Here is an 18,593-nt window from a genome sequence, read left to right as displayed (position 1 = left end):
TAAAAGCCGCTGTCACGACAGGGCATCGCGCAAGGATGCACGCGACGAGACGCCCAGCTTCGGGAAAACCCGGTAGAGGTGGGCGCCGACCGTGCGCGGCGACAGGAACATCTTCGCGCCGATCTCCTTGTTGCTCAGGCCGCTCGCGGCCAGCTCGGCGATCTCCCGCTCCTGCGCGGTCAGCGCCGGCGCCGCGCCCGACGCGGCTGCGGAACCGGCTGCGCGCAGCTCGGCCCGGGCCCGGGCGGCCCACGGTGCGGCGCCGAGCCGGTCGAACGCGTCGGCCGCCTCGGTCAGCACGACGCGGGCGGCGGCGCGGTCCCGCTGGCGGCGCAGCGACATGCCGTGGGCGAGACGCACCCGGGCCAGCTCGAACGGGAACTCTGCGGCCGCCGGGTGCGCCACCGCGGCCGCGAAGTCGCCACCCTGCTCGTCGGTCATCGCCTGGGCCGCGGCAACCAGGAAGGACAGCCGGCCGGAGACCGCGGGCAGGCCGAGATCGCGGGCGGCGACGGCATGCGCATGGGCCTGCGGCAACCGTCCGGTGTGCACGGCCGCTTCGATCAGATCAAGAAACGTCCGGACCGACTGCTGGGAGTACGCCGTGAAGGTCCCCGGCGATGTCAGGCCGCTCGCATAGGCGTACGCCGCCTCGTAGTCGCCCGACGTCAGACCCGCCGCCGCGCCGATCGCCTCGGCCAGCTCGGTGAGATAGCCGACGCCGCGCGGCCGCGCCCAGCGGTCGAGCCGATCGGCGGCCCGCCGGGCCGCCGCGAGATCCCCGCGCCACGCGTGCACCAGCCCGGCGTAGCCGTAGAACTGATGCTCGAACAGGGCGTACTCGTGCTCGATCGTCAACTCCAGACCGCGCCGCCCGGTCTCCAGGGCCTCGTCCCACTCCCCCGCGGTGATCTGGTCGAGCATCACCAACTGGAGCAGCGTCATCGCGTTGGTCACCGCCCCGCCGTGCTCCTCCCGCGCCGCCACCCGCCGCACCAGGTTGCGGTGCTCGGCGAGGCAGTCGGTGAAGAAGGCCGCGACCCCGAGCCGCATCACGTCCCACGGCTGGCCGTCGCCGAGCCGGCCGAACTCGTCGCGCACCCGCGCGGCCACGCCCGGCCCGGTTCGCGCCACGTCGCCCCACGCGTCGCGGTAGAGCAGGCTGATGCCGTCGGTGTCCCGCACGAAGCTCTCGGCGACCGTCCACAGCGCCTCGTTCTGCGAGAACATGCTGATCGCCTGCAACAGGTTGAGCAGCCGGGCCCGGGTGTCCGGGTCGAGGTCGCCGGCCAGCGCCGTCGCCAGCAGCCGGTGCGCCGACCGCACGTCACCGTCGCGGTAGAGCGCCGCATAAGCCAGGGTCAGCGCCGCGGCCGGGCGGCCGGCAGTCTCCTGCAGCTGCTGCGCCTGGTCGAGCAGCGCCGCCTGAGCGGCCACGAACGCCGCCTCGCCCAGCCGCTGCGACCGGCCCGCCGCGGTCTCGCTCAGCTCCGCCGCCCGGGTCAGCATCGCCACCGCCGACGCCGCGCCGCCACGGCCGCTGGCCGAGTGGGCCGCCTCTTCCAGCGCCTCCGCCACCGCGTCATCCGGGTCCACGGTGGCCGCCGCCAGGTGCGTGGCGTACCGCTCGGCGTCGTGTTCGTGCAGGTGGGCCAGGTCGCGGTGGGCGGCGCGACGCTCGTTGGGGGTGGCCGCGCGCAGCAGCGCCGACCGCACCAGCGGATGCCGGAACGCCACGTCGCCGGTGGCCGGATCGATCGTGAGCAGACCGCAGTCGATCGCCTGCTCGACCCCGGACGGCTGATAGCGGGTCCGGCCGGCCACCGCGAGGCCGTCCAGGGCCGCGCGCAGCAGCGAGGCCCGGACCGCCGGGCTCAGCGCCGCGATCCGCGCGCCGAACAGCCGGCTCGGCAACGGCGCCTCACCCCCGCCGGCGGTGGCCGCCCGCGGCAGCTCGACCAGGGCGAGCGGATTGCCCTGGGCCTCGCGCAGGATCTCCCCGCGGGCGGCGTCGGTGAGGCCGGGCGCGGTCACCGCGAGGAGCTCCGCCGCCGGCACGGCGGCGAGCGGCGAAATCGGCAGCGACGGCAGACCGGCGGCATCCCAGCCGGAGGCGACCTCGGAACGAACGGCAGCCAGCAGGTGTACGGCGTGCCCGGCCAGCCGCCGCGCGATGAAGGTGCACACCTCCGCCGACTGCGGGTCGAGCCAGTGCGCGTCGTCGATGACCAGCAGCAGCGGCGTCGTGCCGGCGGCCAGCGCGAGCAGATCGAGGACCGCCACGCCGAGCGCCAGCACCGACGGCGGCTCGGCGTCGCCGCGCCCGAAGATCGTGTCGAAGGTGGTGCGGGTCTCCGGGTCGAGGCTGCTCGCGTGCGGGAGCAGCGGATAGAGCAGTTGGTGCAGGCCCGCGTAGGCGAGCCCGGACTCGGCCTCGGTGCCGACCGCCCGCAGCACCCGGTGCCCGCTTCCGCCGGCGGCCGCGGCGAGCAGCACGCTCTTGCCGACCCCGGCGTCGCCGCGGACGACGAGCGCTCCCCCGCCCGGACGGGTGAGAACACCGGCCAGCGAAGCGAGCTCGTCGGCTCGCCCCAAGATCTCCATGTGCACGGAGGTTAGCGGAAGGCACACCCCGTACAGCATCCTAGGATTCTAGGTTTTATGGTTCGGGTGGGTTGTCGGTTTACGCTGATCGCATGCCTGCCACCACGATGGCCGTTCCCCTAGCCCGGCCGCACCGGCCGGTCCTGGTTCCGGGCACCCTCGGCGAGCTGACCGGCCCCACCCGCGGCCTGGTCGAGCTGCCGCTGCGACTGTGGTGGAACCCGACCCGCGCGTTCGATCTCGACCAGCCGACGATGCTGGCCTGGATGTATGAGAACGTGCTGCGCGAGGCGATCCGGGTCGACGAGTTGCGGGCGTTCGTGCACGGCCCCACCCTCGTACGGCTGTGGCCGCAGTTGAATCTGCCCCGCGCCGTGCGTGCCGCGTGGGAAGCCCGGCACCCGCGCCTGCGCCACGCGTGAGCTTCGAGACCTTCTACCGCGACGTCGCGCGGGTGGCCCTCGCGGTCGCCGACAAGCACGGCTTCGTGCTCGGCGGCGGCGTCGCATGGCTGGTCAACGGCCTGGTGTCGCGCCCGACCGAGGATGTCGACCTGTTCACCGACACCGCCGGCGGGGTGGCCGCGGCCGCCGTCGAGGTCGCGTCGGCCCTCGAGGAGCAGGGCTACCGGGTCCTGCGCGAGGAGGGCGACGAGCTGTTCGCCGGCATGGACGAGGACATCCAGGAATTCGTCGTCAGCAAGGACGGCCGGGCGCTGCGGCTGACGCTGTGCCGCCTCGACCGGCACCGGGCCCCGGTGGTGATGGAGCTCGGCCCGGTCATGCACCTCGACGACCTGGTCGCGACGAAGGTGGCGGCGCTGGTCAACCGGCGCGAGGTCCGCGACTACATCGACGTGGCCGCGGCCCTCGAGCGCTACCCCCTGGAACAGATCCTGGCGCTCGCCCACCGGGTCGATCCGGCCCTGGATCCGGCGGACATCGCCGACGCCGGCCGCTACCTCGACCGGCTCGACGACGTCCGCTTCACCCTCTATGGCCTGGACGCGCCGCAGATAGCCAAATTGCGGGCCAGCCTGGCCGCCTGGCCCCGCAGCGTATGAGACTGCGGTTCGCGCCGCGCCGCTCGGACTCGCCGTGGGTAAGCACGGTGTGGACCTGCACGAGCGATGGGGTCACCGAGATGACGTCGGTCGCGGCGGCCCGTTGGGCCTGGTGTTCTGGGAACAGGCCGGCCAGGCGCACGCGGCCGTCACCGGTCCCGAGACCCGCACCGGCACGGCGCCGGTGCCGGACGGCGCGACGTTCACCGGCATCGAGTTCGCCGTGGGCACCATGTTGCGGGCCGTACCCACCGCGGCGCTGGTCGACGGCGGCATCGGACTGCCGGACACCACCCCCCAGACGTTCCGGCTGGACGGCGCACGCTGGGAGACGCCCGGCCCGGACGACGCCGAGGCCCTGGTCGCACGGCTGGTCCGGGCCGGGACCGTTGGCGGCCGGCGAGGTGGTCGCCAAGCTCGGCTACTTCGACCAGCCGCACCTGGCCCGGGCCTTGCGCGCCTACGTCGGACGCACCGCCGGGCAGCTGCGCGAGGGTGCCGGCGGCGCGATCGCACTGGACCTGGGTCAGCGCTCGACGTCGTAGATCAGCTTCAGGATCCCGTTCGAGTAACTCGCCGACTCCCGCAGCTTCAGCATGTGCTTGTCCCGGTCGGCCGGCCGAACAGACTCTTTCCGGCGCCGAGCAGCACCGGGAAGACCAGCAGGTGGCCGAACATCAGCGCGGTCGTGCCGGCGAGCTCCTCCGCCTTCAGCGACCAGGCCTCCGGGACGAACTCGAGGTCCTTGACCACCCAACCGCCGCTGCGATGTTCCTCCGGCCCACCACCGGGCGAGTCCACCACGCCGTCGAGCGATATGAAACCGGTGTAGACCAACTCCCGCATGCTGCGTCTCCTCCAGATCGGCCGAGCTGCCGGGACCACGCTAGAACGCGGCACCGGCGGCCGTCTTGGACGAAAACGACAGTCCATGCAACCTTCCGGGCCGCCGCGGAGTAGATGGGGTGGTCGAGGAAATGGGGGCGTGGTGGTTCGAGCCGACTGGGAAGACCAGTTCGTCGAATACTTCCGGGTACGCGCGCAGTCGCTGCGCCGGCTTGCGTACTCGCTGTGCGGTGACTGGCACACCGCCGAGGATCTGGTGCAGCTCACCTTCGTGCGGCTGTACCGCCGCTGGGCCGGCATCCGGCACGAGTCGGTCGACGCGTACGCGCGGCAGATCCTGGTCAACGCGTTCCTGACGCACCGCCGGGCCCGCCGCCGCGAGTCGCTGATGGCCGATCCGCCCGACCGGGAGGCGGGCGGCGCCGACCCGGCCGAGAAGCTCGCGGTCCGCCGCGCGCTGGCCCAGCTGGCGCCGCGGCAACGGGCCGCGGTGGTGCTGCGGTACCTCGAGGACCTGCCGGTGGCCGAGGTGGCCGCCCTGCTCGGGATCACCGAGGGCACGGTCAAGAGCCAGACGGCGCGAGCCATCCAGTCCATGCGGGCGTCGCTCGACGGCCCCGCGCTCACCAGGGAGTAGGAGATGCAGGAAGCGGAAGTGCGCACCGCGCTGACGGCGTACGCGACCGACGGCGAGCCGCCGATGGGCCTGACCGCCGACGGTGTCCTGACCGCCGGGCGACGCTCACGCCGGGCCCGCCGGCTGGCCGCGTTCGCGGGCGCCGGAGTCGCGGCGGCGCTGGTGGGCGTGGCCGCGGTGGTGGTCTACGGCGGCGGTGCCGGCGGCGAGGACTTCGTGGCTGCAGACCCGTGCCCGGTCCGGCCCGGCGCCCGCCCGGCCGGCGAGATCTCGGCGGACCAGGCCCTGTCGCCCAATCTCGTCGCGTGGGCGACGACCAGCCTGACCTGCCGCCTCAACGACGAGGTGCCGCGGCTGCTGCCGCATGCGCGTTACGCCCCGGCGCCGGGCGTCCAGGCCGGCCCGCTGATCGGGTTCACCATCGGCGGCGAACCGCCGTGGGGCAACCGGGTCGACTCGATCTCCCTGATCCGCGACGATCAGGGGACCGGCGATCTCACCGTCACGGTCGGGGTGGTGAAACGGTCGGCGGGCGCCGAGGCGAAGGCGGGCTGTCTCCAGGAGACGGTCTCGCAGTGCAGCGTCGAGAAGGGCCCGCACGGCGAGATCGTGCTGTTCGACACCGAGCTCGCCGACCCGTCGCCGGACAATCCGCGCAACAACATCGTCTATGTCTATCGCGGCCAGACCGAGGTGATGGTGCAGGCCTCGAACACCGACCGGCGGGCCGCCGACGGGGCGCCGGCCGCGACCCGGCCGCAGCCGGTCCTGAGCAAGGAGCAGGTCATCGAGCTGGCCCTCTCCCCCGAGCTGTACCTCTTCCCGTGATCCCCCGGGCGGCGGCGACGGGGGCCGCCGCCCGGACGAGGATCAGGCGAGCGGCACGACGTCGGGGGCGCCGAGCCGGGCGGCGTCGGCGGTCTCGTCGTCGGGCTGTTCCTGCGAGCGGCGCTCCGCCTCGACCCGCAGCTGGTAGCGCTCGATCTCGCGGGCGGTCTGCTCGTCGGTCCAGCCGAGCACGCCGGCCACCAGGTGGGCGGCCACCGGCGCGGCGGCCACGCCCCGGTCGAACGTCTCGATCGAGATGCGGGTACGCCGGGTGAGCAGGTCCTCCAGGTGCCGGGCACCCTCGTGGCTGGCCGCGTAGACCAGCTCGGCGCGCAGGTAGTCCTCGGCGCCCTCCAGTGGGCCGCCCAGCGACGGGTCGGCCCGGATCAGGTCGAGCACCTCGGTGACAAGCGTGCCGTACCGGCCGAGAAGGTGTTCGATCCGGGCCACGTGCAGGCCGGACTCGGCCGCGAGCACCCGCCGCCGGTTCCACAGCGCGGTGTAGCCGTCCGCGCCGAGCAGCGGCACCACCTGGGTGCAGGACGGCGGGACCGACCGGCCCAGCCCGTGCACGCAGGCGTCGACCGCGTCGCGGGCCATCACCCGGTACGTCGTGTACTTGCCGCCGGCCACCACGACCAGCCCCGGCTGCGGGCTGGCGACGGTGTGCTCGCGGGACAGCTTCGAGGTCGACTCCGACTCGCCGGACAGCAGCGGCCGCAGCCCGGCGTAGACCCCCTGCACGTCGGCCCGGGACAGCGGCCGGGACAGCACCGAGTTGACGTGTTCGAGCAGGTAGTCGATGTCGGTCGAGGACGCGGCCGGGTGCGCCTTGTCGAGCTCCCAGTCGGTGTCGGTGGTGCCGACGATCCAGTGCCGGCCCCACGGGATCACGAAGAGCACGCTCTTCTCGGTGCGCAGGATGATGCCGGTGTCGGACTGGATGCGGTCGCGCGGGACGACCAGGTGGATGCCCTTGGAGGCGCGCACGTGGAACTGCCCGCGCTCGCCGACCAGGGCCTGGGTGTCGTCGGTCCACACACCCGTCGCGTTGATGACCTGCTGGGCGCGTACCTCGAAGGTCTTGTCGTGTTCGAGGTCGTGCACCCGCACGCCGGTGACCCGCTCCCCCTCGCGGAGGAAGCCGACCACCTCGGTCCGCGACGCGACGTGGGCGCCGTAGGCGGCCGCGGTGCGCGCCAGGAACATCGTGTGCCGGGCGTCGTCGACCTGCGCGTCGTAATACTGCAGGGCGCCGACCAGGGCGTCCTTCTTCAGCGCCGGGCATTCGCGCAGCGCGCCCCGGCGGGTGAGGTTGCGGTGGTGCGGCAGGCCGCCGCCGAGCGCCATCGTGTCGTAGAGCGTGACCCCGCTCCCGGCGTAGAGCCGCTCCCAGCCCTTGTGCTGCAACGGATAGAGGAAGCGCACCGGCCGGACCAGGTGCGGCGCGAGCCGGGTCAGCAGCAGCCCGCGCTCCCGCAGCGCCTCCCGGACCAGCGCGAAGTCGAGCATCTCGAGGTAGCGCAGACCCCCGTGGATCAGCTTGCTGGATCGGCTGGACGTGCCCGACGCGAAGTCGCGCGCCTCGACCAGGCCGACGGACAGGCCGCGGGTGGTGGCGTCGAGCGCGCAGCCCGCGCCGACCACGCCACCGCCCACGACGAGGACGTCGAGCTCGGCGCCGGCCAGCGCGGCCAGCGCCGAGTCCCGATACTCCGGTGACAGAGAAGTCATATTCAGTCCACGTCCACCCAGTCGAGAGTGCGCTGCACCGCCTTCTTCCACCGGGCATACCCCTCGTTGCGCTGTTCATCCGTCCACGCGGGCTGCCAGCGCTGCGACTCGTTCCAGTTCTCCCGCAGCTCGTCAGTGTTCTTCCAGAAGCCGACAGCGAGACCGGCCGCGTACGCCGCGCCCAGCGCCGTCGTCTCGGCCACCACCGGGCGACTGACCGGAACCCCGAGGATGTCGGCCTGAAGCTGCATGCAGAGCGCATTCGCCGTGATGCCGCCGTCGACCTTGAGCACGTCGAGGGTGACGCCGGAGTCGGTCGCCATCGCGTCGACGACGTCGCGGCTCTGGTAGCAGATCGATTCGAGGGTGGCCCGGGCGATGTGCGCGTCGGTGTTGAAGCGGGACAGCCCGACGATCGCGCCGCGGGCATCGGAGCGCCAGTAGGGTGCGAACAGGCCGGAGAACGCGGGCACGAAGTAGACGCCGCCGCTGTCCGGCACCGACGCCGCGAGGGTTTCGCTGTCGGACGCCGTCTTGATCACGTGGAGCTGGTCGCGCAGCCACTGCACGGCCGAGCCGGTGACCGCGATCGAGCCCTCCAGGGCGTAGACCGGGGCGGCGTTGCCGAACTGGTAGCAGACGGTCGTCAACAGACCGTTCTCCGAGCGGACCAGCTCGGTCCCGGTGTTGAGCAGCATGAAGTTGCCGGTGCCGTAGGTGTTCTTGGCCTCGCCGGGAGCGAAGCACACCTGACCGAACATCGCCGCCTGCTGGTCGCCGAGGTCGCCGGTGAGCGGCACCTCGCCGCCGAGCGGGCCGGGCCAGCGGGCCACGCCGTAGGTGTTCGGGTCGGACGACGGCCGGATCTCCGGCAGCATCGACCGCGGGATGTCGAAGAAGCTCAGCAACTCGTCGTCCCACTGCAGAGATTCAAGATCCATCAGCATGGTACGGCTGGCGTTGGTCACGTCGGTGACGTGATTGCCGCCGTCGACCCCGCCGGTCATGTTCCACAGCAGCCAGCTGTCGGTGTTGCCGAAGATCGCGTCGCCGCGCTCGGCCGCCGCCCGGACCCCGTCGACGTTCTCCAGGATCCACTGGATCTTGCCGCCGGAGAAATAGGTGGCCGGGGGCAGGCCGGCCTTGCGGCGGATCACGTCACCCCGGCCGTCCCGGTCAAGAGCGGAGGCGATCCGGTCGGTACGGGTGTCCTGCCAGACGATCGCGTTGTAGTACGGCCGGCCGGTGGTGCGGTCCCACACCACGGCGGTCTCCCGCTGGTTCGTGATGCCGAGCGCGGCCAGGTCGCTGGCCTGCAGGTTCGCCTTCTGCATGGCGGTGCGCACGACCGTGGTGGTCCGCTCCAGGATCTCGACCGGGTTGTGCTCGACCCAGCCGGCCTGGGGCAGGATCTGCTCGTGCTCCAACTGGTGGCGGGCCACCTCGTTGCCGCCGTGATCGAAGATCATGAAGCGGGTGCTGGTGGTGCCCTGGTCGACGGCGCCGACGAAGTCAGCCACGGGTTGCCTCCAAAGTGTCTCGGGGCGCGGGGATCTCGCCCGGCTCCTGCGGGGCCTCGGACGGCAGGAACCGCCCGATCAGCACCTGGTAAAGCCCGGCGCCGACGAGGCCGCCGATGATCGGTGCGACGATCGGAATCCAGAAGTAGAGATAGCCTGTCTGATCTCGCATCGCCCCGCCATAACCGGTGAAGAAGCTGGCGAGTCGCGGCCCGAAGTCGCGGGCCGGGTTGATCGCATAACCGGCGTCGGTCCCCCACGCCATGCCGATCGCGACGACCAGCAGGCCGATGACCACGGGCGCGAGGTTGGCCAGCGGCGCCGTGTTGGCCGAGTCGGTGATGGCCAGGATCAGGAACAGCAGGATCGCGGTGCCGATGATCTGGTCGCGGAACGCGCCCCACTCCCCGACCGGGAGGGTGCCGTTGCCCGGCAGCGTGGAGAACACGCCCTGGGTCTTGATGGTCAGATTGGGGTCGGCCGCGTGCAGCACCTCGGTGTAGTTCCACCGCACCAGCAGGGCGGCGACGAACGCGCCGAGGAACTGCGCCAGGGCGTACGGGGCGACCTTGCGCCACTCGAAGCCCTTGAAGACCGCCAGCGCGATGGTGACGGCCGGATTGAGGTGCGCGCCGCTGATCCGGGCCGCGACGTAGACGCCGAGCGTCACGCCGAGGCCCCAGGACCAGGCGATACTGTCGTGATCGCCGATGCCCGCGCCGGCTACCTGCGCGACGACACCGACTCCGAAGAGGATGAGGATCATGGTCCCGGCGAACTCGGCGGCCATCTCGCCGAGCAGTCCCGGGATCTTCAGTCGTTCTGCCATGTGCCCTCCTTGCTCGATTGGCCGAACGCTAGGTAGCGCCCAGGTCACCGGCAATGCGGGCCGTTCGGCATTGCCGAACATCGACCACGGTCAGCGTTCGCGCGGTGGCATAGAGTCGTAACGTGCCCGCAACAGTGCAGTCGATCGAACGGGCCGCCGCGGTCCTGCGACTGCTCGCCGCCGGACCGGGGCACCTGGCGCTGGGCGAGATCGCCCACTCGCTCGACCTGGCCAAGGGCACCACCCACGGCATCCTGCGCACCCTCCAGCACGTCGGCTTCGTCGAACAGGACCGGGTCTCCGGCCACTACCGCCTCGGCGCCGCCATGCACGGGCTCAGTCACAGCTCCCTCGACGTCAACGAACTGCGCTCCCGCTCGATCAACTGGGCCGACCCGCTCGCCGCCCGCACCGGCGAGGCCGTCCGCATCGGCACCGTCCAGGCCGGACAGGTCCTGGTCGTGCACCATGTCTTCCGCCCCGACGACACGTTCCAGACCCTCGACGTCGGCTCCCGCCTCCCGATGCACGCCTCCGCGCTCGGCAAGGTGCTGATCGCCTACCGCGCGGCCGGCGCGTCACCGGCCGCCGAGCTCGGCCGGTTCACCCGCCGCACGATCCGCGACCCACAACTGCTGCAGGCCGAGCTCCGGCACGTGCGCGAGGCCGGCTGGAGCTCCGAGATCGAGGAGATGACCCCCGGCATCGCGTCGGTGGCCGCGCCGATCCGCGGTCACGGCGGCCTCGTGGTCGGCGCCATCGGCATCAACGGCCTGGTCGAACGCATCTGCGACAGCCATTACCACCCGCACCAGCACCTCGTCGCCCACGTCCGGGACACGGCCCGCGCCATCTCCCGGGAACTCGGGGCCGCCCACCGCTAGATCATCAGGGGGCCAGACATGACCGAGAGCTACGTCGTCGCCATCGACCAGGGCACCACCTCGACCCGGTGCATCGTCTTCGACCGTCGCGGCCGGCTCGCCGCCCTCACCCAGCAGGAACACAAGCAGTATTTTCCCAAGCCCGGGTGGGTGGAGCACGACGCCGCGGAGATCTGGCGCAACGTCGAGCGGCTCGCCCCCGAGGCCCTGCAGCAGGCCGGCATCACCACCTCGCAGGTGGCCGCGATCGGCATCGCCAACCAGCGCGAGACCACGGTGCTGTGGGACCGCACGACCGGCAAGCCGGTGAGTCACGCCATCGTCTGGCAGGACACCCGAACGGATGATCTTGTCCGGCAGCTCAGCGCGCAGGAAGGCGCGAAAGCCGTCGAGCACGATTCGGCGCTGCCGATGGCCACCTACTTCTCCGGGCCGCGCCTGCGCTGGATGCTCGACCACCAGCCCGAGCTGCGCGAACGCGCCGAACGCGGGGAGATCCTCTTCGGCACGATGGAGACCTGGCTGATCTGGAACCTGACCGGCGGCCTGCACGTCACCGACGTCACCAACGCCAGCCGCACGATGCTCCTCGACGTGCACACCCTCGACTGGTCGCCGGCCGCGCTCGCCTTCTTCGACATCCCCCGCGCCATGCTGCCCGAGGTCCGGCCCTCGATCGGCGGCTTCGAAACAGCCGTGGCGGCGTTTCCGGGGGTCCGGATCGGGGCGGCACTCGGCGACCAGCAGGCCGCCCTCTTCGGTCAGACCTGCTTCTCCCCCGGCGAGGCCAAGTGCACCTACGGCACCGGCAGCTTCCTGCTGCTCAACACCGGCGGCGAGCTGGTGCGCTCGACCCACGGGCTGCTCAGCACGGTCGCCTACCAGATCGCGGGCGGGCCGGCCGCGTACGCCCTGGAAGGCTCGATCGCCATCACCGGCTCGCTGGTGCAGTGGTTCCGCGACCAGCTGGAGCTCATCGCCAGCGCCCCGGAGATCGAGACCCTCGCGCGCACGGTCGCCGACAACGGCGGCTGCTACATCGTCCCGGCGTTCTCGGGGCTCTACGCCCCGTACTGGCGCAGCGAGGCGCGCGGCGTGATCGTCGGCCTGACCTCGTACATCACCAAGGGTCATCTGGCCCGGGCGGTGCTGGAGGCAACCGCCTGGCAGACCCGCGAGGTGGTCGACGCGATGAACGCCGACTCCGGCCTCGACCTCACCACCCTGCGCGTGGACGGCGGGATGACCGCCGACAACCTGCTCATGCAGTTCCTCGCCGACGTCCTCGACGTGCCGGTGGTGCGCCCGCTGGCCGCCGAGACGGTGTCGCTGGGCGCGGCGTACGCGGCCGGGCTCGCCGTCGGCTACTGGCCCGACCTGGAAGGGTTGCGCCAGAACTGGCACCGGGCCGCCCAGTGGCTGCCGACCATGGACCCGTCGGCCCGTGCCTCCGAGTACCTGAACTGGCAAAAGGCGGTCGAACGCACGTTCGACTGGACCCGGCGGTCATAATTGACCGATCATGACTCTCACAGATCGCCTTCCGGGCAACGCCGAACCCGACGCGGTCTTCGACGCCTTCCAGAAATGGGCCACCGAGCAGGGCCTCGCCCTCTACACCCACCAGGAAGAGGCCCTGATCGAGCTGGCCACCGGGGCCAACGTCATCCTCAACACCCCGACCGGCTCGGGCAAGAGCCTGGTCGCCGCGGGCGCGCACTTCATCGCCCTGGCCAGCGGCCGCACCACCTTCTACACCGCGCCGATCAAGGCCCTGGTCAGCGAGAAGTTCTTCGCCCTGTGCGCGATGTTCGGGGCGCACAACGTCGGCATGCTCACCGGCGACGCGTCGGTCAACGCCGACGCCCCGATCATCTGCTGCACCGCCGAGATCCTCGCCAACCTGGCCCTGCGCGAGGGTAAGAACGCCGACGTCGGCCAGGTCGTGATGGACGAGTTCCACTTCTACGCCGAGCCCGACCGCGGCTGGGCCTGGCAGGTGCCGATCGTCGAGCTGCCGCAGGCCCAGTTCCTGCTCATGTCGGCCACGCTCGGCGACACCACCCGCTTCGTCGACGACCTCAGCCGGCGCACCGGCCGGCCCACGGCCGTCGTGGCCAGCGCCGAGCGGCCGGTTCCGCTGGTCTTCTCGTACGTCACGACCCCGCTGCACGAGACGATCGAAGAGCTGCTGTCGACCCACCAGGCGCCGGTCTACATCGTGCACTTCACCCAGGTCGCCGCGCTGGAACGGGCGCAGTCGCTGACCAGCGTCAACATGTGCACCCGCGAGGAGAAGGACCGGATCGCCGCGGCGATCGGCAACTTCCGGTTCACCGCCGGCTTCGGCAAGACCCTGTCCCGCCTGGTGCGCCACGGCATCGGCGTGCACCACGCCGGCATGCTGCCGAAATACCGCCGCCTGGTGGAGACCCTGGCCCAGGCCGGCCTGCTCAAGGTGATCTGCGGGACCGACACCCTCGGCGTCGGCATCAACGTGCCGATCCGCACCGTCCTCTTTACCGGTTTGTCGAAGTACGACGGGATCAAGACCCGCCTGCTCAAGGCGCGCGAGTTCCACCAGATCGCCGGCCGCGCCGGTCGGGCCGGCTTCGACACCCTCGGCACCGTCATGGTGCAGGCCCCCGAGCACGTCATCGACAACGAGCGGGCCCTGGCCAAGGCCGGCGACGACCCGAAGAAGCGCCGCCGGGTGGTCCGCAAGAAGCCGCCCGAAGGCACCATCGGCTGGGGCCAGCCCACCTTCGACCGGCTCGTCGCCGCCGACCCCGAGCCACTGACCAGCTCGTTCCAGGTCTCCCACGCGATGCTGCTCAACGTGATCGCCCGCGGCGGCGACCCGTTCGCGGCCATGCGGCACCTGCTCACCGACAACCACGAGGAGCCGGCCGCCCAGCGCCGGCACATCCGGCGGGCCATCGCCATCGCGCGGGCGCTCGTTGCCGGGGGCGTCATCGAACGTACCGACGAAGGGGTCTATCGCCTGGTCGAAGACCTCCAACTGGACTTCGCTCTCAACCAGGCGCTCTCCCCCTTCGCCCTGGCCTGCCTGGAGCTGCTCGACCGGGAGGCGCCGGACTACCCGCTCGACGTCGTCTCGGTGATCGAGTCGACCCTCGAGGACCCCCGCCAGGTGATCTACGCGCAGCGCACCAAGGCCCGCGGCGAAGCGGTCAACGCCATGAAATCCGAGGGCATCGAGTACGAGCAGCGAATGCTCCTGCTGGAAGAGGTCACCCACCCCCGCCCGCTGCTCGAGCTGCTCGAGGGCGCCTACGAGACCTACCGGCGCGGTCACCCCTGGGTCAGCGACTACGAGATCAAACCCAAGTCGGTCGTACGGGACATGTACGAGCGGGCGATGACCTTCACCGAGTACGTGTCGTTCTACGGCCTGTCCCGCTCCGAAGGTCTCGTGCTGCGCTACCTCGCCGACGCGTTCCGGGCGCTGCGCCAGACCGTGCCCGAGGACGCCCGCACCGAGGAGCTCACCGACCTCATCGAGTGGCTCGGCGAACTGGTCCGCCAGGTCGATTCCAGCCTCCTCGACGAATGGGAGCGGCTGCGCAACCCGGGCGCCGTCATCGAAGAGGTCCGCCTCGACGACAAGCCGCCCGCCGTCACCCGCAACGTGCGCGCGTTCCGCGTGCTGGTCCGCAACGCGCTGTTCCGCCGGGTCGAGCTGGCCGCCCTGCGCCGCTGGTACGACCTGGGCGAACTCGACGGCGAGGACGGCTGGACCGCCGATCGCTGGTCCGCCACTCTCGCGGACTACTTCGACGAGTACGACGAGATCGGCACCGGCCCGTCCGCCCGCGGCCCGGCCCTGCTGCACATCTCGGTGCAGGACGGCTTCTGGGCCGTCCGGCAGGTGTTCGAGGACCCGAACGGCGACCACGACTGGGGCATCGACGCCACCGTCGACCTGGCCGCCTCCGACGAAGCCGGCGCCGCCGCGGTCGTCATCACCGCGGTCGGCCCCCACGACTGATGAACCCGCCGCTGTCCCGGCGGCGGCGGATCGCCGGCTTCGTGCTCGCCGCCGGCGGCCTGCCGCTGCTCACGGCGGTCACCGGGGAGATCTCGCTCTACCTCGCGGCCGTCGTCGGCGTCGCGCTGGTCGGCGGCCTCTGGCCCGCGCTGCCGGCCGCGGTCGGCGCCTTTCTGCTGCTCAACTACTTCTACGTCGCCCCGCTGCACACCCTGGCCGTCGCCACCGGCGGCGGCCTGCTGTCTCTGGCCGCCTTCGTGGTGGTGGCCGCGGCCGTCTCGTGGGTCGTCGACCTCGCGGCCCGGCGAACCGCCCAGGCCGACACCCTGGCCGAGGTCGCCGGCGGGGTGCTGCGCGGCGGCGCCGACCCGCTGTCCGCGCTGCTCCGCCAACTGCGCGACACGTTCGCCCTCGACTCGGTCACTCTCCTGGAACGCGTACCCGCCGGCGCGGCCGCGCGTGAGCTGCTCGGGGGCGTACCGGATGGGTGGTCGTCTGTTGCGACCGTGGGTGAACCGATCGCCGTGACCCCCGCGGATGGCGACGCCTGCGTCGCTGACGAATACCTCGTCCTGGTCCTGCGGGGCAGGCCCCTTTCCGCCTCCGACCGGCGTCTGGTCGATGCCTTCGCGGCGCAGGCGGCGGTGGCGCTCCGGCAGCAAAGGCTGGCCGTGGCCGCCGAGGGCGACAAGATGCGCACCGCTCTGCTCGCCGCGGTCAGCCACGACCTGCGTGGCCCGCTGGCCTCGGCGAAAGCGTCGGTGGCGGGCCTGCGCAGCGACGATGTGTCCTTCTCCCCGGACGACCGCGCCGAGCTGCTGGCCACCGCCGACGAATCCCTGGACCGGCTCGCCGTGCTGGTCGCGAACCTGCTCGACATGAGCCGCCTGCAGGCCGGCGCGCTCGGCGTGACCCTGGCCGACGTCGGCCTGGAAGACGTGGTCCCGGCCGCCCTGGACGAGCTGGGGCCGCCCGCCCGCTCGATCACCGTCCAGCTGCCCGACGACCTGCCGGCCGTCCGGGTCGATCCCGGCCTGCTCGACCGGGTGCTGGTCAACATCATCGGCAACGCCCTGCGCTTCAGCCCGCCGACGATCACCGGCACGGCCCGCGGCGACACCGTCGAACTGCACGTGATCGACCACGGCCCCGGCATCCCACCGTCCCAATGGGACGCCGTCTTCCAGCCGTTCCAGCGGCTCGGCGACCGCGACAACCACACCGGTGTCGGCCTCGGACTGGCCCTCTCCCGCGGCCTCGCCGAGGCGATGGGCGGCACCCTGCGCCCGGCCGAGACCCCCGGCGGCGGCCTCACCATGATCCTGACCCTGCCCGCCTCGGGAAGCCACACATGACCCGCACCCTGCCCGCCTCCGGGAGCCGCGCATGACCCGCATCCTGGTCGTCGACGATGATCCGCAGATTCTGCGGGCGTTGCGGATCAACCTCCGGGCCCGCGAGTACGACGTGGACGTCGCCGCCGACGGCGCCGGTGCCCTGCAGGCGGCCGCCGCCCACCCGCCCGACCTGGTCGTCCTCGACCTGGGCCTGCCCGACATGGACGGCGACGAGGTCATCCGCGGCCTGCGCGGCTGGACCACCGTGCCGATCATCGTGCTGTCCGGCCGCGCCGAGGGCACCGACAAGGTGGCCGCTCTGGACGCCGGCGCCGACGACTACGTCACGAAGCCCTTCGGCCTGGACGAACTGCTGGCCCGCATCCGCGCCGTCACCCGCCGCGTCCAACCACCGGAGTCGGCCGCCCCCGTGATCACCCTGGGCCGGCACACGATCGACCTCGCCGGCCACACCATCACCCCCGAGCAGCGCCTGACCCCCACCGAGTGGCAGTTGCTCGAACAGCTGCTGCGCAACCCCGGCAAGCTGATCACCCAGCGGCAGTTGCTGCAGGAGGTCTGGGGCCCGCAGTACGGCACCGAGTCCAATTACCTGCGTCAATACATGGCCCGGCTGCGCCGCAAGCTCGAGGACGACCCGACCCGCCCCCGCCATCTACTCACCGAGCCCGGCATGGGTTACCGCTACCAACCCTGATGCGGCGATACTTGGCGCAGCCGGCGAACGGGGAGCGGCCAGAGTGTCATCACACGGACCCACCGATGCGGACGTCACCACCACCGACGGGCGCACCCTGCGTTACCAGGAGGCCGGCGACCTCCACGGCCACCCGGTCTTCCTCCTGCACGGCATGCCCGGCAGCCGCATCGGCCCCCGGCCCCGCCCCGGCCTGCTGTCCCGCCTGGGCATTCGCCTGATCAGCTACGACCGCCCCGGCTACGGCGGCTCCGAACGCCACGCCCGCCGCACCGTCGCCGACTGCGCCACCGACGTCACCCGCATCGCCGACCACCTGGGCCTGGACGGCTTCGCCGTGGCCGGCCGCTCCGGCGGCGGCCCGCACGCCCTGGCCTGCGCCGCCCTGCTCCCCGACCGGGTGAACCGGGCCGCGGTACTGGTGAGCTTCGCCCCCGACGAGGCCGGCCTCGATTGGTACGCCGGCATGAACGCCGCCAACGCCCGCGACTTCAGCCTCGCCCAGGCCGACGAGGAACAGCTGGTGGAGACCCTGCGCCAGCAGGCCGACCGGGTCCGCCGCCGTCCGATGAGCCTGCTGGAGTCCCTGCGCGACCAGGTGAGCGTCCACGACCAGCGGGTCGTCGCCGATGCCACGATCGAACGGCTCCTGCTGGAGTCCTACGCGGAGGCCACCCGCCCCGGCCCGTACGGCTGGATCGACGACGCCCTCGCCCTGCGCCGCCCCTGGGGTTTCGACCTCACCGCCATCAGCCAGCGGGTCCTGCTGTGGCACGGCGCCGAGGACAACGTGGTGCCGGCCAGCCACGCCCGCTGGCTGGCCCAGCGCATCCCCTCCGCCGAGCTGACCGTCCAGTCCGGCTCCGCCCACTTCGGCGCCATGGAGATCCTCCCGTCCATCCTCTCCTGGCTGACCCAGGACCCGGAGGCCCGCGCCGCGGGTTAGGAGTGTTCGCTGCCGGCTCACGACCAGGCGGGATCACGGCCGGTCAGGCCGAGGATGCGGTCCAAGGTGGGTGCGTCGGCCGGCATCGCGACCTCCGGTCCGTACATTCCCATCTCCCGCCCCTGCTCCACGCCGGCGAACATCGTGTCGTGCAGATGCGCCAGCAGATCGGTGGGTAGTTCCAGCCGCTGCCCGGTCGCGACCGCCAGGTCCCAGCCGTGCACGGCCAGCTCGCCGACGATCATCTCGCCCATGACGGGGGCGGGCAGCATCTGCGGCGTGCCCATGCTCGTCTCGCCCTCCCAGGCGCTCGGCGGCGCCCACGACGACGTGATGTCGTCCAGCAGGGCGAGCAGGTGACCGCGCCAGTCGCCGGCGGCCAGGTCGACATCGGTCTCGGCGGCCGCCGGCTGCGGAACGGACTCCTTGCGGCCGGCGCCGGCCAGCGACGGCCCCCAGAACAGGAGATGGTTGACCAGTGCCCGCACGTCGTACTCCGTGCACGGAGTCTTGTTGGCGAGCTGATCGTCGGTGATGGTGCGGGCGACGGCGGCCATGGCCTCGGCCGCGTGGGAAAGGTGTGACATGGCGGCAACGCTAAGCGGCGCGGTCCGGAGGGGTATTGAACAAAGGCG

General features: G+C 72.0%; 15 protein-coding genes and 2 pseudogenes. 11 read left to right on the top strand and 6 right to left on the bottom strand.

Annotation, left to right across the window (positions count from 1 at the left end; translation table 11 throughout):
- Nucleotides 1-12: 12 nt before the first annotated feature.
- On the bottom strand, nt 13-2,604 hold the full coding sequence (locus tag AB0E90_RS13365; protein ID WP_360403564.1) for an AAA family ATPase: 2,592 nt from the start codon (nt 2,602-2,604) through the stop codon (nt 13-15).
- Between the two features lie 92 nt (nt 2,605-2,696).
- Here AB0E90_RS13365 and AB0E90_RS13360 point away from each other — a divergent pair, with 92 nt between their 5' ends.
- The 3 genes and pseudogenes from AB0E90_RS13360 to AB0E90_RS13350 all read left to right on the top strand — a co-directional run bounded on the left by AB0E90_RS13360 (nt 2,697) and on the right by AB0E90_RS13350 (nt 4,212).
- The gene (locus AB0E90_RS13360) at nt 2,697-3,026 is read left to right on the top strand and encodes a hypothetical protein (RefSeq protein ID WP_360403562.1); all 330 of its coding nucleotides are present in this window, start codon (nt 2,697-2,699) and stop codon (nt 3,024-3,026) included.
- A complete protein-coding gene (locus AB0E90_RS13355) occupies nt 3,023-3,667 on the top strand; it encodes a nucleotidyl transferase AbiEii/AbiGii toxin family protein (RefSeq protein ID WP_360403560.1) in 645 nt (214 codons plus the stop codon). Before AB0E90_RS13360 ends, AB0E90_RS13355 begins: the two co-directional genes overlap by 4 nt.
- Nucleotides 3,664-4,212: pseudogene (locus AB0E90_RS13350) on the top strand (AraC family transcriptional regulator). Before AB0E90_RS13355 ends, AB0E90_RS13350 begins: the two are co-directional and overlap by 4 nt.
- Here the strand turns inward: AB0E90_RS13350 and AB0E90_RS13345 are convergent.
- Nucleotides 4,194-4,513: pseudogene (locus AB0E90_RS13345) on the bottom strand (hypothetical protein). The pseudogenes AB0E90_RS13350 and AB0E90_RS13345 sit on opposite strands and share 19 nt — an antisense overlap.
- A gap of 139 nt (nt 4,514-4,652) precedes the next feature.
- Here AB0E90_RS13345 and AB0E90_RS13340 point away from each other — a divergent pair.
- Together AB0E90_RS13340 and AB0E90_RS13335 are read left to right on the top strand one after the other, a co-directional pair.
- Entirely contained in the window at nt 4,653-5,150 is a 498-nt protein-coding gene (locus AB0E90_RS13340) for a SigE family RNA polymerase sigma factor (RefSeq protein WP_360403558.1), read from the top strand.
- Nucleotides 5,151-5,153: 3 nt separating this feature from the next.
- Nucleotides 5,154-5,978, top strand: coding sequence for a hypothetical protein (locus tag AB0E90_RS13335; protein ID WP_360403556.1), 825 nt, complete (start codon nt 5,154-5,156; stop codon nt 5,976-5,978).
- A gap of 42 nt (nt 5,979-6,020) precedes the next feature.
- On the opposite strand, the gene AB0E90_RS13330 is transcribed toward AB0E90_RS13335, so the two are convergent.
- From AB0E90_RS13330 to AB0E90_RS13320, 3 genes are read right to left on the bottom strand one after another with little or no spacing between them, the layout of a single operon-like run.
- Nucleotides 6,021-7,718: a glycerol-3-phosphate dehydrogenase/oxidase gene (locus AB0E90_RS13330; protein WP_360404369.1), complete on the bottom strand. Its 1,698-nt coding sequence runs from the start codon at nt 7,716-7,718 to the stop codon at nt 6,021-6,023.
- Nucleotides 7,715-9,232 carry a glycerol kinase GlpK gene (glpK, locus tag AB0E90_RS13325; RefSeq protein ID WP_360403554.1) on the bottom strand — a complete coding sequence of 506 codons (1,518 nt, stop codon included), beginning with the start codon at nt 9,230-9,232 and terminating at the stop codon, nt 7,715-7,717. The genes AB0E90_RS13330 and glpK (AB0E90_RS13325) overlap by 4 nt, the downstream gene beginning before the upstream one ends.
- Nucleotides 9,225-10,061 carry an MIP/aquaporin family protein gene (locus AB0E90_RS13320; RefSeq protein ID WP_360403552.1) on the bottom strand — a complete coding sequence of 279 codons (837 nt, stop codon included), beginning with the start codon at nt 10,059-10,061 and terminating at the stop codon, nt 9,225-9,227. The genes glpK (AB0E90_RS13325) and AB0E90_RS13320 overlap by 8 nt, the downstream gene beginning before the upstream one ends.
- Before the next feature lie 122 nt (nt 10,062-10,183).
- Here AB0E90_RS13320 and AB0E90_RS13315 point away from each other — a divergent pair, with 122 nt between their 5' ends.
- Genes AB0E90_RS13315 through AB0E90_RS13290 form a run of 6 tightly spaced genes read left to right on the top strand, consistent with a single transcriptional unit; the run spans nt 10,184 to nt 17,958 of the window.
- Nucleotides 10,184-10,945: an IclR family transcriptional regulator gene (locus AB0E90_RS13315; protein WP_360403550.1), complete on the top strand. Its 762-nt coding sequence runs from the start codon at nt 10,184-10,186 to the stop codon at nt 10,943-10,945.
- A gap of 18 nt (nt 10,946-10,963) precedes the next feature.
- Nucleotides 10,964-12,457: a glycerol kinase GlpK gene (glpK, locus tag AB0E90_RS13310; RefSeq protein WP_360403548.1), complete on the top strand. Its 1,494-nt coding sequence runs from the start codon at nt 10,964-10,966 to the stop codon at nt 12,455-12,457.
- A 10-nt stretch (nt 12,458-12,467) separates the two neighbouring features.
- Nucleotides 12,468-14,957 carry a DUF3516 domain-containing protein gene (locus AB0E90_RS13305; protein ID WP_360403546.1) on the top strand — a complete coding sequence of 830 codons (2,490 nt, stop codon included), beginning with the start codon at nt 12,468-12,470 and terminating at the stop codon, nt 14,955-14,957.
- Entirely contained in the window at nt 14,957-16,312 is a 1,356-nt protein-coding gene (locus AB0E90_RS13300; RefSeq protein WP_360403544.1) for an ATP-binding protein, read from the top strand. Before AB0E90_RS13305 ends, AB0E90_RS13300 begins: the two co-directional genes overlap by 1 nt.
- Nucleotides 16,313-16,343: 31 nt before the next feature.
- Nucleotides 16,344-17,012 (top strand): response regulator, encoded by a 669-nt coding sequence (locus AB0E90_RS13295; RefSeq protein WP_360403542.1) that lies wholly within the window; start codon nt 16,344-16,346, stop codon nt 17,010-17,012.
- A gap of 43 nt (nt 17,013-17,055) precedes the next feature.
- Nucleotides 17,056-17,958, top strand: coding sequence for an alpha/beta hydrolase (locus AB0E90_RS13290; RefSeq protein WP_360403540.1), 903 nt, complete (start codon nt 17,056-17,058; stop codon nt 17,956-17,958).
- A gap of 17 nt (nt 17,959-17,975) precedes the next feature.
- Here the strand turns inward: AB0E90_RS13290 and AB0E90_RS13285 are convergent, their stop codons facing one another.
- Nucleotides 17,976-18,545, bottom strand: a complete 570-nt coding sequence (locus tag AB0E90_RS13285) for a TIGR03086 family metal-binding protein (protein ID WP_360403538.1) — start codon at nt 18,543-18,545, stop codon at nt 17,976-17,978.
- Nucleotides 18,546-18,593 lie beyond the last annotated feature (48 nt).

Origin of the sequence: Actinoplanes sp. NPDC026619 (genome assembly GCF_040638295.1) — a bacterium.
In the GTDB taxonomy this organism is placed as follows: Bacteria; Actinomycetota; Actinomycetes; order Mycobacteriales; family Micromonosporaceae; genus Actinoplanes.
Note: the sequence above shows the minus strand (reverse complement) of the source record. Positions and strands in the feature narration are given on the sequence as shown.

Bases quoted from the DNA above. Each gene is read 5' to 3' on its own strand.
- AB0E90_RS13365 (WP_360403564.1), bottom strand. From the start codon at position 2,604: ATGGAGATCTTGGGGCGAGCCGACGAGCTCGCTTCGCTGGCCGGTGTT.
- AB0E90_RS13360 (WP_360403562.1), top strand. From the start codon at position 2,697: ATGCCTGCCACCACGATGGCCGTTCCCCTAGCCCGGCCGCACCGGCCG.
- AB0E90_RS13335 (WP_360403556.1), top strand. From the start codon at position 5,154: ATGCAGGAAGCGGAAGTGCGCACCGCGCTGACGGCGTACGCGACCGAC.
- AB0E90_RS13320 (WP_360403552.1), bottom strand. From the start codon at position 10,061: ATGGCAGAACGACTGAAGATCCCGGGACTGCTCGGCGAGATGGCCGCC.
- glpK (WP_360403548.1), top strand. From the start codon at position 10,964: ATGACCGAGAGCTACGTCGTCGCCATCGACCAGGGCACCACCTCGACC.
- AB0E90_RS13305 (WP_360403546.1), top strand. From the start codon at position 12,468: ATGACTCTCACAGATCGCCTTCCGGGCAACGCCGAACCCGACGCGGTC.
- AB0E90_RS13300 (WP_360403544.1), top strand. From the start codon at position 14,957: ATGAACCCGCCGCTGTCCCGGCGGCGGCGGATCGCCGGCTTCGTGCTC.
- AB0E90_RS13295 (WP_360403542.1), top strand. From the start codon at position 16,344: ATGACCCGCATCCTGGTCGTCGACGATGATCCGCAGATTCTGCGGGCG.
- AB0E90_RS13285 (WP_360403538.1), bottom strand. From the start codon at position 18,545: ATGTCACACCTTTCCCACGCGGCCGAGGCCATGGCCGCCGTCGCCCGC.